This window comes from Bacillus infantis, assembly GCF_008180445.1.
Lineage (GTDB): Bacteria > Bacillota > Bacilli > Bacillales > Cytobacillaceae > Bacillus_AB > Bacillus_AB infantis_B.
In genome coordinates this window covers 135,602-148,362 of sequence record NZ_VTER01000010.1, presented here as the reverse complement: position 1 = coordinate 148,362, position 12,761 = coordinate 135,602, and the positions used below count along the sequence as shown (strand labels likewise).

Genomic DNA, 12,761 nt, shown 5'->3' with positions numbered 1-12,761 from the left:
AACTACAGAACATGTGGGAGCAGCACCTATCCAATCTATTCATCACTGTTCTTTCCTATCTATCACAATCTGCCTCATCCTCTCTGTCCCAACAGCTCCCACATTCAATACATTCTCATCTAACCAATAAACAATCCCAAAATACGAGCCATCTTTAAGATGAATCCTCAAAAACACTCTCCTATCACCTTTAATCTTCTTAAAATTTTTATCAAATCCGACGTAATCCCGCGAAAGAAAGTCTTCCATAAAATCTGTTGTTTCCTTCTCTGTAAAATCGGAGATATGGCTGCCATCATAATCACTTTCCAGACTCATCTTCGCTACCTTCCCTTTTATATCCAATAGATCAGAGAGTATTTTTGCTTTGTTGTTTTCACTTACTTGATACACTTGATTGCCCGCAAGCACTCTGAAATCGGACCTGTATCCGGAAATTTCATAAATCTCTGTTCCAACAGGCAGAAAGGCAGCATCTCCATTTTTCAGTTTATGACCTAAGCAGGCATTATCTGCTAATGTGTATGTAACCTCACCAATTTTTTTACCCTTCTCCGGAGTCTCACCTTCTGATAAGCCTTCATCTCCCCCCTCGTATTTAATTCCATTCACCATTAATACATCTATCCACTCTATCACTGCATTTGGCGGGCAATCCTTTGCCACTCTTCCCATGCTGGAACAAGCGGACAATATGAGAACCGCTATGATGGAAATAAGACAAAATTTTTTATACAAACCCTCACCCCTTGTTTTAAGCGCTTTGAAAATAAAGACGCATCATACTGATTAGACGAAGGTTACACCTTAAACGATACAATTTTTTTGTGTGATAAAAAGGACAGGGAGCCAAGGGGTCAGGTCCCTTGGCTCATTGGCTGCAAAGTACTTGGAGCCGCCAACAGCAGGGCATTCCTCCAAAAAAGCCGGTAAATAAACTCAGGCATTGATCAGCCTGAGTTTTTCTTGTAATGGGCCAAGGGGACTGTCCCCCCGGTTCAAAAAAAGACAGGCTCCCTGACCAAAACGGGCCAGGGGACCTGTCCCCCCTGGTTCAAATTCCTGCACACACGTCCTTGCCATACCGGCCTTCTTGCTGCAGCTGGTCCAGCCAGTTTGCTGCTTTTTCTTCGCTGGCATGGTGCAAGGCCAAGGGGTCGGGTCCCATGGCCCAACCTCAAAAAGAGCCAAGGGACCTGTCCCCATGGCTCCATTATCCGTTTTCAAGGATTCCTAGAGATTGTTTGAAGTCTCAAACGTTAATTTTGATATGTTCAATAGATGATGTTTAAAAAATTCAGTATTATATTACTTTTTACGAACTTCTTGTTTAATTGAAAATCCTCTGTTAGAATTCAAAAATCAACTTCATACGATCCTTATATAAATATGGAAATATGGTCCATAAGTCTCTACCCGGCAGCCGTAAAATGCCGGACTATAAGGAAAGTTAGAGCGCAGCATGGGATATATGTACCCGGGTGCATTCTCTTCTTTCTTTATAGATTGAGAGAATGCACCTTTTTTATTTTTTTATAAAAGGTCAGACATCTGACAATAATAAGGGTCGCCAATGGAGCTATTTTAAGGGAGGTTAATGATGAATATCATATATGGTTTATTATCCTTAGTGGGATTACTGTTTTTAGCTTGGCTCCTCAGTAAAAATAAACAATCCATAAAATGGCGCACGATTATAATGGGTGTGGCGCTGGAAGGGATTTTCGTCTACTTTATGCTCAATGTTTCCCTTGGCCGCTGGATTCTTGAAAAAATTGCACATGGCGTGCAAAATGTCATGAACTATAGCCAGGCTGGCATTGATTTCTTATTTGGCGGCTTTTTTGCGGAAGGAACAAATGTGGGATTTGTTTTTGCCATTCAGGTATTATCTGTTATCATCTTTATCTCTGCTTTGGTCTCGGTTCTATATTATTTACGGATCATCCCTATCGTTGTACGCGGACTCGGCTGGGTGGTTGGCAAGGTGTTTGGCACCACCCGTGTTGAATCCTTTAATACAGTAGCCAACACGATGCTGGGAGTTGCAGAATCCCCGTTACTTATTAAGCCTTATCTGGCAAAGCTGACACGGTCGGAATTGTTCACCGTTATGGTTGGAGGTACAGCTTCAGCGAGTGGTGCCATTCTTTTGTCTTATGCTCAAATGGGTATTGATATTAAATATCTGCTCATTTCTGTTTTCTCTGTACCCTTTGTCTCTATCGTCATGTCGAAAATCATGGAACCTGAAACCGAACCATCTGAAACGGCTGAAGATGTCAAAATGGAACAAGCAGAACACTCAAATGTGTTTGAGGCCCTTTCAGAAGGAGCTATAAGCGGAGTGAAGCTCGCCGCTAATATTGGTGGTTTGCTTATTGCGTTTATTAGTATACTGGCACTTGCAGACGGCATACTAGGCATCATCGGTACGGATTTAGCCACTATATTTGGCTATGTATTCTATCCTTTCGCTTTACTTGTCGGGATTCCTATTGAAGATGCTTTTCGTGCTGCCTCTATTATCGGAACAAAGCTTTCCGCCAATGAACTCATTGCTTTCCAGGACCTCCTCAAAATACAAGAGCAGCTAAATCCGCAAACTGTTGCGATTTTATCTGTGGCATTGTGTAATTTTGCAAACCTGTCTACTATCGGGCAATTAATTGTCGGCCTTGGATCCCTGGCACCTTCTAAGAAAAAATTAATTGCCTCCCTGAGTTTTAAAGCCATTATCGCCGGAACAATGGCAAGCTTTATTACTGCTATTTTTGTAAATATGTTTATCTGATCTTAAACAACCTCTGTATTTGAAATAATTTTAACTGACAATTAGAATGGTGCCTGACCAAACATACTTTAAAGCTTGCATATTTTGGCTCAGGCACCTATTTCTTATCCAGTTTTAACTGATTAACAATGGAAGAAATCAACATATCGAAGGGATTAATGATAGTCTTAGATGTTGTATATTCAACTTCCTTGGATGCCTCACCCATAGATAATTGAGCAACGGAGATAAATTTATCATCTTTAATCATTTTGTTCATAAACTTAAGAGCCAAGGGGTCGGGTCCCATGGCCCAACCTCAAAAAGAGCCAAGGGACCTGTCCCCTTGGCTCTTTCTAAAGAAATACCTACACAGTCCCCTTTAATCTGAATACAACCTTTCACCATCAACTTTTAATATTGTAAAATACGGAACCAGCAGTGAACCTAAAAACCCCAGCAGAATTCCACCGCTAAGATCTAAATAAATGTTGTCAAAGGGAGCTATGATCCCAGCAAAAATAGTCAAAGGCCCTATTACCAAAAAAGTATTTACCAGCCTTCCCCCTAAATTCACATAGTGTTCAGAGCCACAGTTATCACATATTACTGATTGGTTTGCTTCTCTCCATAAAATTCGATATATTTTACGCCAGCTGAATGGAGCATGGCATTTCTTACATTTTTGCAAAGAGCTGGCACCACCCGTTTTTTTAACCTTCTCTATTCTTCTACATTTAGATGCGATATTCCTTGTTTGAGCCAATGGGTCAGGTACCATGGCCCACCTTTAAAAAGAGCCAAGGGACCTGTCCCCTTGGCTCCATACGAATAGCCTCTACCCATTTGGAAAACCTAAAAGTGAATAAACTCTGGAGGGAATACATATGGCCCAATCACAATCATTATACGAAAAAGTAGGCGGAGAAGAAGCTGTTGCGAAGGTAGTGGATTATTTTTACGAGGAATTGGTCCTGAAGGATGAAACGGTTCAGCATTTCTTTGTGAATACAGACATCAAAAAGCAGAAGCAGCATCAAACGAAGTTCATCAGCTTTGCCCTTGGCGGCCCTAAGAACTATACGGGCAAGTCGATGGCAAAGGCCCATGAAGGGATGGATATCCAGCCTGAGCATTTTAATGCAATCGCCACGCATCTTCATGACGCCCTTGCCCATTATGGCGTCGAAGAAGCTGATATTGGCCAGGCGCTTGAGAAGGTTGCTGCGCTTAAGGACGATATCATTTATAAATGAGGCCAAGGGGTCGGGTCCCGTGGCATAACCTCAAAAAGAGCCAGGGGTCCTGTCCCCTTGGCTCCCTTTCCTGCCAAGCACAATTTCTTTCATTTCCTCTGTCCCAAAAGCACCCAAATTCAATACGTTTTCATCCGGCCAATAAACAAAGTTAAAAGACGAACCATCCATCAGGTGAATCCTCAAAAACGCCCTATTATCACTGGTAATTTTCTTGTGAACTTTATCATAACCTGCATACTCCAGCGCAAGAAAGCCTTCCATAAAGTCCTCTGTTTCCTGCTCAGTAAAATCAGATACGTGGCTGCCATCATAGTCGCTTTCAAGGCTCATCTTCTTCACCTTGCCTTCTATAGCTAATAGTTCTGAGATTGTCTTCGCTTTCTTGTTTTCACTTACTTGATAAACCTTATTACCCGCAAGCACTCTGAAATCAGATCTATACCCGGCGATTTCAAAAATTTCTGTTCCAACAGGCAGAAATGCAGCATCTCCATTTTTCAGCTTATGATTGGAACAGGCGTTGTCTGCTAACATATACTTAACTTCACCTATTTTTTGCCCTTTTTCCGGAGCTTCTCCTTCCGATAATCCTTCATCTTCACCTTCGTATTTAATGCCATTTATCATCACTACATCTACCCAGGATATCTCTGCATCCGGACATCCGCCGACTGCATTTTTGATGCTAGAACAAGCAGACAATACGAAAACCAGTAAAATGGACAAAAGGCTAAGCTTTTTGGCCAAACAACCACTCCTTTATCGAACCGTTGGCTTTTATTTATAAAGAAAATTTTCTCTAGTTTGAATACAAACTTTCACCATCAACTTTTAATATTGTAAGATAAGGAACCAGCAGTGAACCTAAAAAGGCCAGCAGAATTCCACCGCCGAGGTCTAAATAAATGTTGTCAAAGGGAGCTATGATACCGGCAAAAATAGTCAATGGCCCTATTGCCAAAAAAGTATTTACCAGCCTTCCCCCCAATGTTACATAGTGTTCAGAGCCACATTTATCGCATATTACTGGCTGGCTTACCTCTCTCCATAAAATACGATATATTTGCCGCCAGCTGAATGGCGCATGGCATTTCTTACATTTTTGCAAAGAACTAACACCACCCATTCTTTAACTTCCACTATCTATCTACAATTACTTCTGTGCGCTCGAAGCTTCTGTTGTGTGCCAGGGGGTCAGGCCCCATGGCCCAACCTCAAAAAGAGCCAAGGGACCTGTCCCCCTGGCTCTTACCTATGTGAATCATGAATAGGACTGAACAGATCCTCCTCGGCATTCCTGACAACGGAGAAATGCTCCACATTGTAATGGCCATGCAGGGTCTTGTTATGATGCTTGATGATCTGTTCGGCCGGCAGCACATCACTGTCCGCTGTTGAATGGCCATCACCTACTAAAGTGACATCAAAGCCGCTGACTGTCGCCGTTCTGACCGCAGTGTCAATGCAGTACTGTGTGGCACAGCCCATAATCACAAGATGTTCAATCTCTTGGGAACGCAAATGCTCTAAGAGCCCTGTCCCATGAAAGGAGTTAGTGGCCGTCTTATTGAAAATCACCGCATCCTCAGGAACCTGAATCCCGTTATGGACCTGAAATCCTTCTCCTTCCCCTCCTGCAATATCAAGGTCTCTGACAAAAACAGCCGGAATATCCTTTTCCCTTGATTTGCCAATAACCAGATTGATATTTCGGATCAGCTGCTCTTTATTAAAAACCGGACTGCTCTCACCATGACTTCCGTCAATCAATGCCTGCTGGGCATCAATCACCAATAATGTCTGCTTCAAAATGATTTCCCCTCTCAAATATAAAATGATATTGGCTAATTAACTGCTTCTTCTATCTCCCTTGTAACCATCCATCTCCCGTTAATCAGGCCCCAATTTTCAATGGTAAACAACCTTGCCAGTATCTCCCCATCCTTCACAATCAACTGTTCATAAAACACGACAGCATTTTCGTTATTTCTTAGTCTGATGACCCTGTTTTCAAACCTCTTCTCAGCCCCAAGAAAATGTGTGACTGATTGTCCCATGCCATCTACAGCTTCTTGCTTCGTGAAAAAGACTGGTTTTTTACTTTCACCACTGAAAAAGGCCACATAATAATCATCGGCCATCCTTTCCACCAGGAATGTATCCCCTGATTTCATAGCATGGCTCCAGCCGCGAATGAATTCATCATGCATTTTGGTGAATACGTCTAAGCGATTATAGACTTCAAGCATTGTCATCCTCACTTTCATTTTCCGCTTAAAGCTCTATTTCGGCAGGGAAAGGTGAATTTCCTTCTTGGAGCCGGTATTAAAAGGACCTGTCCCCAAATTGGGAACAGGCACCTTTGCTATGGCTGATACTTCAAGTATGTAAAGGCCGTACGCAGCCTACTGAATCAAAATAAAGATCGATAAATCTCCCCAATAATCCCCTTCATCTGATGAACCCCCGAGTCCGTATTCATCATGATGACAAGGCCCGTCCCCTTATATGGATAAGCAGCCATCATACATTGAAAGCCGACTCCCCATCCAAGAGAGGAGATTTCAAGCTCTTTTTCCGATCCGTCTAAAAACACACCCAGACCTGCCCAGTCTTTGCCTTGCTGCTGGATCATTTCCTTTGCTTTCTCTGCAGAGAGACCTATTTTGCTCTCACCATTTATAGCATTCATCAACTCAATAACCAGCCCGGCTAATTCTGCAGGGGTTGTCCATAGCCCAGATGCCGCTGGATATGGATAGACAGAGTACTTTCCCTCTATCAGCTGTCCATTTTTGTCATGTCCGCAAGCATAATTCTTACCCGAAATCATCCTTGGAAAAGAGCTGTTCTCCATTTTTAAAGGCTCAAAAATCAACTCATATGCGAGATCCTCAAATGATCTTCCAGTCACATCTTCAATCAGCAGCTGCACGATGCAATAGCCGGCATCTGAATAATGAAATTCACTCCCTGGCTCATATGCCACCTCAATAGGGACCTTGCAATAAGCTGTCTTTCCCTCTAATAACTCAACTATTGAGGCCACTTCATCGTTCAAATTAAGTTCTGAAAAACTGCCATAAGGGTCCACTACTCCTGATTGATGGCTGAGCAGCTGGCGCAAAGTAACTTTATTCTTATCAGTGAATCTACCATCAGGAACCTTCCAGCTTTTTAGCCTGCGGTTTACATCCTCATCTAAATCAAGAACTCCTCGATCCGCTAATACCATAACAAGCATCCCCGTTAGAAACTTACTGATCGAGCAGGCATTAAAAATGGAATCATCTTGAACTAAATTAGTGGTGCCCGCTTCCCTCAGGCCATACTGCTCCTCCGCACTGATCTGGCCATCTTCAATCAGCACCAGGCTCAGTCCCTTTACCTGATAATAATTCATCCGTTCCTTAATATTGATAGTATGAAGTCCCATTCCACACTCCTTTTTATACAATTATACAATCACTATGAGTATGCGCTCTTTCTTTGTAAAAAAAGAACCTGACTCCCTATTAGAACCAAGTTCTCTCATACCACTCTAATATCATGAGTTTCACACAACAACTTCCTCAATGATTGAACTCCCCTCAGTACTTTCATCATCAAGCCATTGCCATTTTTCATACAGCCTGATTCTTCCGTCCGGCAATATTTCAGGAGTAGAAACACATTTTCCGCCTCTGATTTCATCCCTGCTGTTCACGTGATTATACCGGAATTCCAGGCAGCCATCTTTTTTCACAATCCCGATCAGCGCCCCCTGTACAATATCGCCGCCGCCATAGGCTGCCGAGATGATATGCCCCTCCTGCCTATAGACAAAGAAAGTCTTTGAGGAAACCTCTCCATTCTCTGTATTCTCAACCGACACAAAAGAACGTCCATCATAATTGATCATTGTTTCTCCCTCCTGTTTGGCGTTATTTAGTGTATTATTTCATGTAGATGCAGACACTTTTGAGACAATGGAACAGGGTACTACTCTAACTATTTTTCTCCTTTACCCCTTTATTTTCCTGTTCCTCCACTCAAAAAATTGCCCGAACTCCTTCTCACACCTCAGACTCACCGCTCCAATTGGCCAATCCGATTCTTAACTATATCTACTTCACTGCCACATTATTTTTGAATGATGATAGGCATCCAATAAAAGGACTAAAATTAACATCTTACTGCAATTTCCTGAACCCACTTCTTAACCCTGATTAGGGAAGCTGTATTATATTTTTTACAATTCAGAATGTTTCACATGAAACATTAGTAAGCCAGGGGGACAGACCCCCTGGCCCATTCTGAAAATGAGCCAAGGGACCTGTCCCCTTGGCCCTACCCATTCCTCAAAACCCCAGCTAATTCCTCCAGCCTTCCCCGCGATTCAACTAGATATCGCATTCCTTCTTTGTGCAGGTATCCCTCTTGGCAGAACTGAGCGAGCACATGCAGCAGATGCCGATAGGAAACTCCCAGGAAGTCGCAGACGGTCACATGCTTCTCTTTATATACATCCCCGTCCGCTGTTTGCAGGATGAAGTCTGCAAGGCGGTTTTCTAGCGGGAAGGCGAGGCTTTGGGAGTATTTTGCGGACATCTGGGTGGCTTTGAGGCTGAGGAATTTGGTGAGTTCGCGCAGGAATAGTGTGTCCTCGAGCATTTGATTACGGTATTGATTTAGGGGGATGGCAAAGCAGATGGTGCGGGTGGAGGCCTGGATGCCTTTTGTGTAGTAGACCTCATGTAAAAGCTCCATCTCGCCGATATAGTCATGAGTGTTAATGAAATTGATGAGAGAGACTTTGCCGTTTTGATAGGTGATGTAAATTTTGGCTTTTCCTTCGATAACATAGAAGAGGTAATCGGGGCGCATACCTTCGCGTATGATCCATTCGTCGCGCTGGTATTCGTGGACTTCGATGCCTTCTTCGATAGGAAATGAGAAAAGATGGGCAATGCTGTGCTTCTCAAGGTAACGCTGCTTGTCTTTCTGCTGAACTTTTTTCATTTTACATCCCCGCTTCCTTTTTCTCTCAAAATAACCTCAGAAATATGAGATATCTCATATTATTTTACTTTTCCTCTTGGTATGATGCAATCATTGGAGGAATGAACGATGAATTCACAACGCTGGATGAGTAGACAATTTTTCAGTTTCTTTTTTACCTGGGGAATCTTTCTTCCCTATTGGACCGGATGGATGATCCATACAAAGGGAATGACGGTTGGCCAGGCGAGCCTGATCATGAGCCTGGGGCTTGTGGTGCGCGGCTTGTCGACGCTGTTTGCCTTCCCCTATCTGTCAGGTAAATTCAGCAGCAAGGTACTGATCAATGGAATGGGCATAGGGACGTTCGTTATCCTGTTGCTTTGTATCCCGGCTGATTCGTATTCGACTTTGCTTGCTGCAGTGCTTTTTCTGCACTTCTTTTATCCGACATTGATGCCTGCAATGGACACGGCTGCCGGTGTGCTTGTGCAGCATAAGCAGCTGAAGAATTATGGAAAGAGCCGCTCATGGGGATCTCTGGGGTTCATTATCAGCGGCCTGATCCTGACGATGTTCACTGGCCGGTTCGGGGACGGCTTCATTCTTTGGGGGCTGCTGTTCGGTGTATTTATGCTAACCTGCCTGGGAATGATGCAGGCTCCTGATGTGCTGTCCCAGAAGCCAAAGGCGGACGCCAGGAGCAGAGGCTCGCTGCTGAGTCCATTCAAGGCCCAGCACTTCGGGATTGTGCTCGTGATCGTCATCCTGCTGCAGGCGGCACATGCTTCTTATTACAATTATGGATATATTTTCCTGCAGGAAATCGACGCGCCGAAATACCTGATCGGAGCGATCCTGAATATTGGGGTCGTCGCAGAAATCCTGTTCTTCCTTGTCGCCGACCGCGTCTTCCGCAATGTTTCGCCAGGTTCCCTGCTGGCACTAGCGGCTCTCGGCAGCACCGTTCGCTGGATCCTTGTGTTCGCCTTCCCGAATGTAGCGATGTTCTCGGTGTCGCAGCTGCTGCACGCTCTCTCCTTCGCCATGGGGCATTATGCATTCATGAAATACATGATCCAGTACATCCCGCCGAAGGATGTCCCGATCGCCCAGGGCATCTACTCTGCGCTCGCCCTCAGCTGGAGTACAGCAGTATTCACCATCTTTGGCGGGTACCTGTATGAGATTGAGCCGAGATATGCCTTCCTCGGGATGCTGGTGTGTACAGTGCCTTCGCTGATTGTGGCGCTGGTTTATCGGAGGATGGCGTACCGGAAAGATGTGGCTGCCGGACAATTAGCTGGTTAATCCTGCTTTTTCCGTTATCGAAAACGTGGCTTGTACCACACAAAAGCCTTAGGAGATCTCATACCTCCTAAGGCTATTTGATGTCAATTTAGTCATCTCAGAAGATGTTGAAAACCAGCCAGCACTTTCTTTCGTCTAATAGTGTGAGAATGTAATAAAGTTTTATCGGAGGAAAAAATGAAAAAGGCACTCAAGATTGTTTTTAGCTTTAGCTTCATAGTTTACTTACTTTTGTTAGCATCTATATTATTCTTAGGTTCGAGGGGATTTGCCTGGGACGGCATGTCATTAACAGACTATATAAGGCAGTCTTCAAATTTCATCCCCTTCAAAACAATCAGTATGTATCTTCAAGCCTTATCGGATGGAAGGATGAACATGGACATACCTATTAAAAATCTCCTAGGCAATTTTGTTTTGTTTATGCCAATGGGTGTTTATCTTCCTTTCTTTATAAGGAAAACGAATAGCATAATCCTGTTTACAGTCTCCACGACGGCCATGCTTATAACGATAGAAATCATACAGGTTATTACGAGAAGAGGAAGCTTTGATATCGATGATTATATTCTGAATATGCTTGGTGCTTTGATAGGATATGGGATCTGGAGGTCAGGGTTTGCCGGGAGGATGTTAAGATAAAGAAAAAGCTGCAGCACTCCCCCCAGGAAGCCTGCAGCTCTTTCTTTATTCAGCGGTTGTGCCGGTTTCAACACTGGCTGGTTCTCCATCCAGGAACGCCTGGATGGCTTCTGTGTTTTGTTCAAAGTCTATATCAAGCGCCAGTCCGATTCCGTCATATCTTTGGTCTGTATATGAATTCTCGACGGGGATGGTCAGGGTTTCCACTGTCTCCGGCTGTTTCAGAGCGAGGCTCTTCATAAGCCCCAGGAGGTCTGCACCCTTCAGGTTTGTCTGGATATACGGCTGGACGGTGCCGAGCATCTTCGGCAGCTTAAGGACGCCATTTGCGCTCAGGAGCTGGTCCTTCATGGCATTGATGACCTGCTGCTGGCGGCGCACCCGGCCGAAGTCGGCTTCTGCATCTTTACGGAAGCGGGCATATCCGAGCAATTCCTGACCATTCAGCCTTTGAAGCCCCGGCTCAAGGGAGACGCCGATATTGGCGGACATCTTCTTCTCCACATCAATTTCTATTCCTTCGGGAGCAAGGGCGTCAACCACTTTTTCAAATCCTTTAAAATCGATCAGGGCATAATATTCAATATCAAGGTCAAAATCATTTTTCAGCGTTTCGCGGAGCAGGTCCGGCCCGCCCAGGTAAAAGGCGGTATTGAGTTTATAATTTTTATAGCCCGGGATTTCTGTATAGATATCCCTCATGACGGAAATAACCTTGGCCGTTCCTTCCTTCGGGTCATATTGTGCGACCATGATAGAGTCTGTGCGGGACTTTTCTTCATCCGGACGTGCATCGACTCCAAGCAAAAGGACATTGATCTTATCATCAAGGCTTTTCACCCCGTTGAACTCAATATCCTCTTCTTTTTGCTTCGCCTTCACCGGGTCAGCCATGTCGACACCCGCCTGGTATTGGTAGACGAAATAGCCGCCGGCTGCCACAATCAGCAGCAGCAGAACAGTGAATGCTTTCCATCCGCGTTTTTTCTTTTTATTGCGTGCTAGTCTGCTCATGTTATCTCCAATCCTTTATATGGTCTTTGTTTTTTTCATCGGAAGGGCATTCATGGCCCAATGGATCACCACGGCATCGTCTAAATATCCGACCGGAAAGAGGTAATCCGGGATGCAGTCAACAGCGGCAATGAAGTAAAGGAGGGCTCCTCCCATCAGGGCAAGCTCCGTCTTTGTCCCTTTTTTCAGGGAAAACTTCTCGTACATGTCCTGCAGCTGCTGGATAAAGGGTCCCATGCCTGCCACTTTTTTAACCTTGTCATCAAACTGGCTGAGAATCTTGCCGGTCCCTTCGCCTGTCTGTGAAAGCTCTTCATATTTTGCCAGTTCCTCTTTCACATCCTCAAGACGGAACTCCCCGTCCATCAGATGGGCCGTTTCGAGGATATCCTGAATCTGGCCAATCGAGTCATTGCGCTCTGACGATGGACCGAGCGGATAGCCTGCGGCCTCATATAATCTGGAGATCGGAACACTCAAATGCTCGGCAAACCGCTGCAGATGCTCAGGGGTCGCCTTGCGCTTTCCGTTGACAATCTTCGAGATCACCGCTGGATCGATCCCTGCCAGCTGGCCCAGCTTCCTCATCGACAGTGACTGCTCTTTCAGCAGCCCCTTCAAAAGCCCGCCAATTTCCTTGCTATTCTCTGCCATGCTCTCTTTCCTTTCTAGCTATATCACTTCTATCAATATTACAGAGTGTGTTGACGTTTTGTCAACACACTTCGTGAGGGAGTGCAGGGATAGAGCATTTTCTGTTCGTGAGGGGGTTTTTTCAGCTG

At 44.5% G+C, this 12,761-nt stretch carries 15 protein-coding genes and 1 riboswitch; of the genes, 4 read left to right on the top strand and 11 right to left on the bottom strand.

The genetic code is table 11. From position 1 onward, the window contains the following. Positions 1-42 precede the first annotated feature (42 nt). The gene (locus FZD51_RS19195) at positions 43-738 is read right to left on the bottom strand and encodes a hypothetical protein (RefSeq protein ID WP_148976234.1); all 696 of its coding nucleotides are present in this window, start codon (positions 736-738) and stop codon (positions 43-45) included. Between the two features lie 621 nt (positions 739-1,359). Next, positions 1,360-1,461: riboswitch (purine riboswitch) on the top strand. 136 nt (positions 1,462-1,597) lie between these two features. Here FZD51_RS19195 and FZD51_RS19190 point away from each other — a divergent pair. Next, positions 1,598-2,794, top strand: coding sequence for a NupC/NupG family nucleoside CNT transporter (locus FZD51_RS19190; RefSeq protein WP_262381003.1), 1,197 nt, complete (start codon positions 1,598-1,600; stop codon positions 2,792-2,794). 361 nt (positions 2,795-3,155) lie between these two features. Here the strand turns inward: FZD51_RS19190 and FZD51_RS19180 are convergent, their stop codons facing one another. After that, entirely contained in the window at positions 3,156-3,554 is a 399-nt protein-coding gene (locus FZD51_RS19180) for a TIGR04104 family putative zinc finger protein (protein ID WP_148976232.1), read from the bottom strand. 106 nt (positions 3,555-3,660) lie between these two features. Here FZD51_RS19180 and FZD51_RS19175 point away from each other — a divergent pair, with 106 nt between their 5' ends. Then, positions 3,661-4,029: a group I truncated hemoglobin gene (locus FZD51_RS19175; protein ID WP_148976231.1), complete on the top strand. Its 369-nt coding sequence runs from the start codon at positions 3,661-3,663 to the stop codon at positions 4,027-4,029. Positions 4,030-4,059: 30 nt separating this feature from the next. On the opposite strand, the gene FZD51_RS19170 is transcribed toward FZD51_RS19175, so the two are convergent. The 7 genes from FZD51_RS19170 to yeiL all read right to left on the bottom strand — a co-directional run bounded on the left by FZD51_RS19170 (position 4,060) and on the right by yeiL (position 9,033). After that, a complete protein-coding gene (locus tag FZD51_RS19170; RefSeq protein WP_148976230.1) occupies positions 4,060-4,779 on the bottom strand; it encodes a hypothetical protein in 720 nt (239 codons plus the stop codon). A 52-nt stretch (positions 4,780-4,831) separates the two neighbouring features. After that, entirely contained in the window at positions 4,832-5,158 is a 327-nt protein-coding gene (locus FZD51_RS19165) for a TIGR04104 family putative zinc finger protein (protein WP_148976229.1), read from the bottom strand. 122 nt (positions 5,159-5,280) lie between these two features. Next, positions 5,281-5,841 (bottom strand): cysteine hydrolase family protein, encoded by a 561-nt coding sequence (locus FZD51_RS19160; protein WP_148976228.1) that lies wholly within the window; start codon positions 5,839-5,841, stop codon positions 5,281-5,283. A 35-nt stretch (positions 5,842-5,876) separates the two neighbouring features. Continuing rightward, positions 5,877-6,281, bottom strand: coding sequence for a hypothetical protein (locus FZD51_RS19155; protein ID WP_262381002.1), 405 nt, complete (start codon positions 6,279-6,281; stop codon positions 5,877-5,879). Between the two features lie 164 nt (positions 6,282-6,445). After that, positions 6,446-7,468 (bottom strand): serine hydrolase domain-containing protein, encoded by a 1,023-nt coding sequence (locus FZD51_RS19150; RefSeq protein WP_148976226.1) that lies wholly within the window; start codon positions 7,466-7,468, stop codon positions 6,446-6,448. Between the two features lie 120 nt (positions 7,469-7,588). Further along, a complete protein-coding gene (locus tag FZD51_RS19145; RefSeq protein ID WP_187445828.1) occupies positions 7,589-7,933 on the bottom strand; it encodes an avidin-fold protein in 345 nt (114 codons plus the stop codon). 428 nt (positions 7,934-8,361) lie between these two features. After that, positions 8,362-9,033 carry a transcriptional regulator YeiL gene (gene yeiL, locus FZD51_RS19140; RefSeq protein ID WP_148976225.1) on the bottom strand — a complete coding sequence of 224 codons (672 nt, stop codon included), beginning with the start codon at positions 9,031-9,033 and terminating at the stop codon, positions 8,362-8,364. 108 nt (positions 9,034-9,141) lie between these two features. Here yeiL and FZD51_RS19135 point away from each other — a divergent pair, with 108 nt between their 5' ends. Together FZD51_RS19135 and FZD51_RS19130 are read left to right on the top strand one after the other, a co-directional pair. Then, positions 9,142-10,323, top strand: coding sequence for an MFS transporter (locus FZD51_RS19135; protein WP_148976224.1), 1,182 nt, complete (start codon positions 9,142-9,144; stop codon positions 10,321-10,323). Between the two features lie 177 nt (positions 10,324-10,500). Continuing rightward, positions 10,501-10,965: a VanZ family protein gene (locus FZD51_RS19130; protein WP_148976223.1), complete on the top strand. Its 465-nt coding sequence runs from the start codon at positions 10,501-10,503 to the stop codon at positions 10,963-10,965. Between the two features lie 45 nt (positions 10,966-11,010). Here FZD51_RS19130 and FZD51_RS19125 read toward each other — a convergent pair whose 3' ends face one another. Both FZD51_RS19125 and FZD51_RS19120 read right to left on the bottom strand, forming a co-directional pair. Beyond that, entirely contained in the window at positions 11,011-11,979 is a 969-nt protein-coding gene (locus FZD51_RS19125) for an LCP family protein (protein WP_148976222.1), read from the bottom strand. 15 nt (positions 11,980-11,994) lie between these two features. Then, the gene (locus FZD51_RS19120; RefSeq protein ID WP_148976221.1) at positions 11,995-12,633 is read right to left on the bottom strand and encodes a DUF1232 domain-containing protein; all 639 of its coding nucleotides are present in this window, start codon (positions 12,631-12,633) and stop codon (positions 11,995-11,997) included. Positions 12,634-12,761 lie beyond the last annotated feature (128 nt).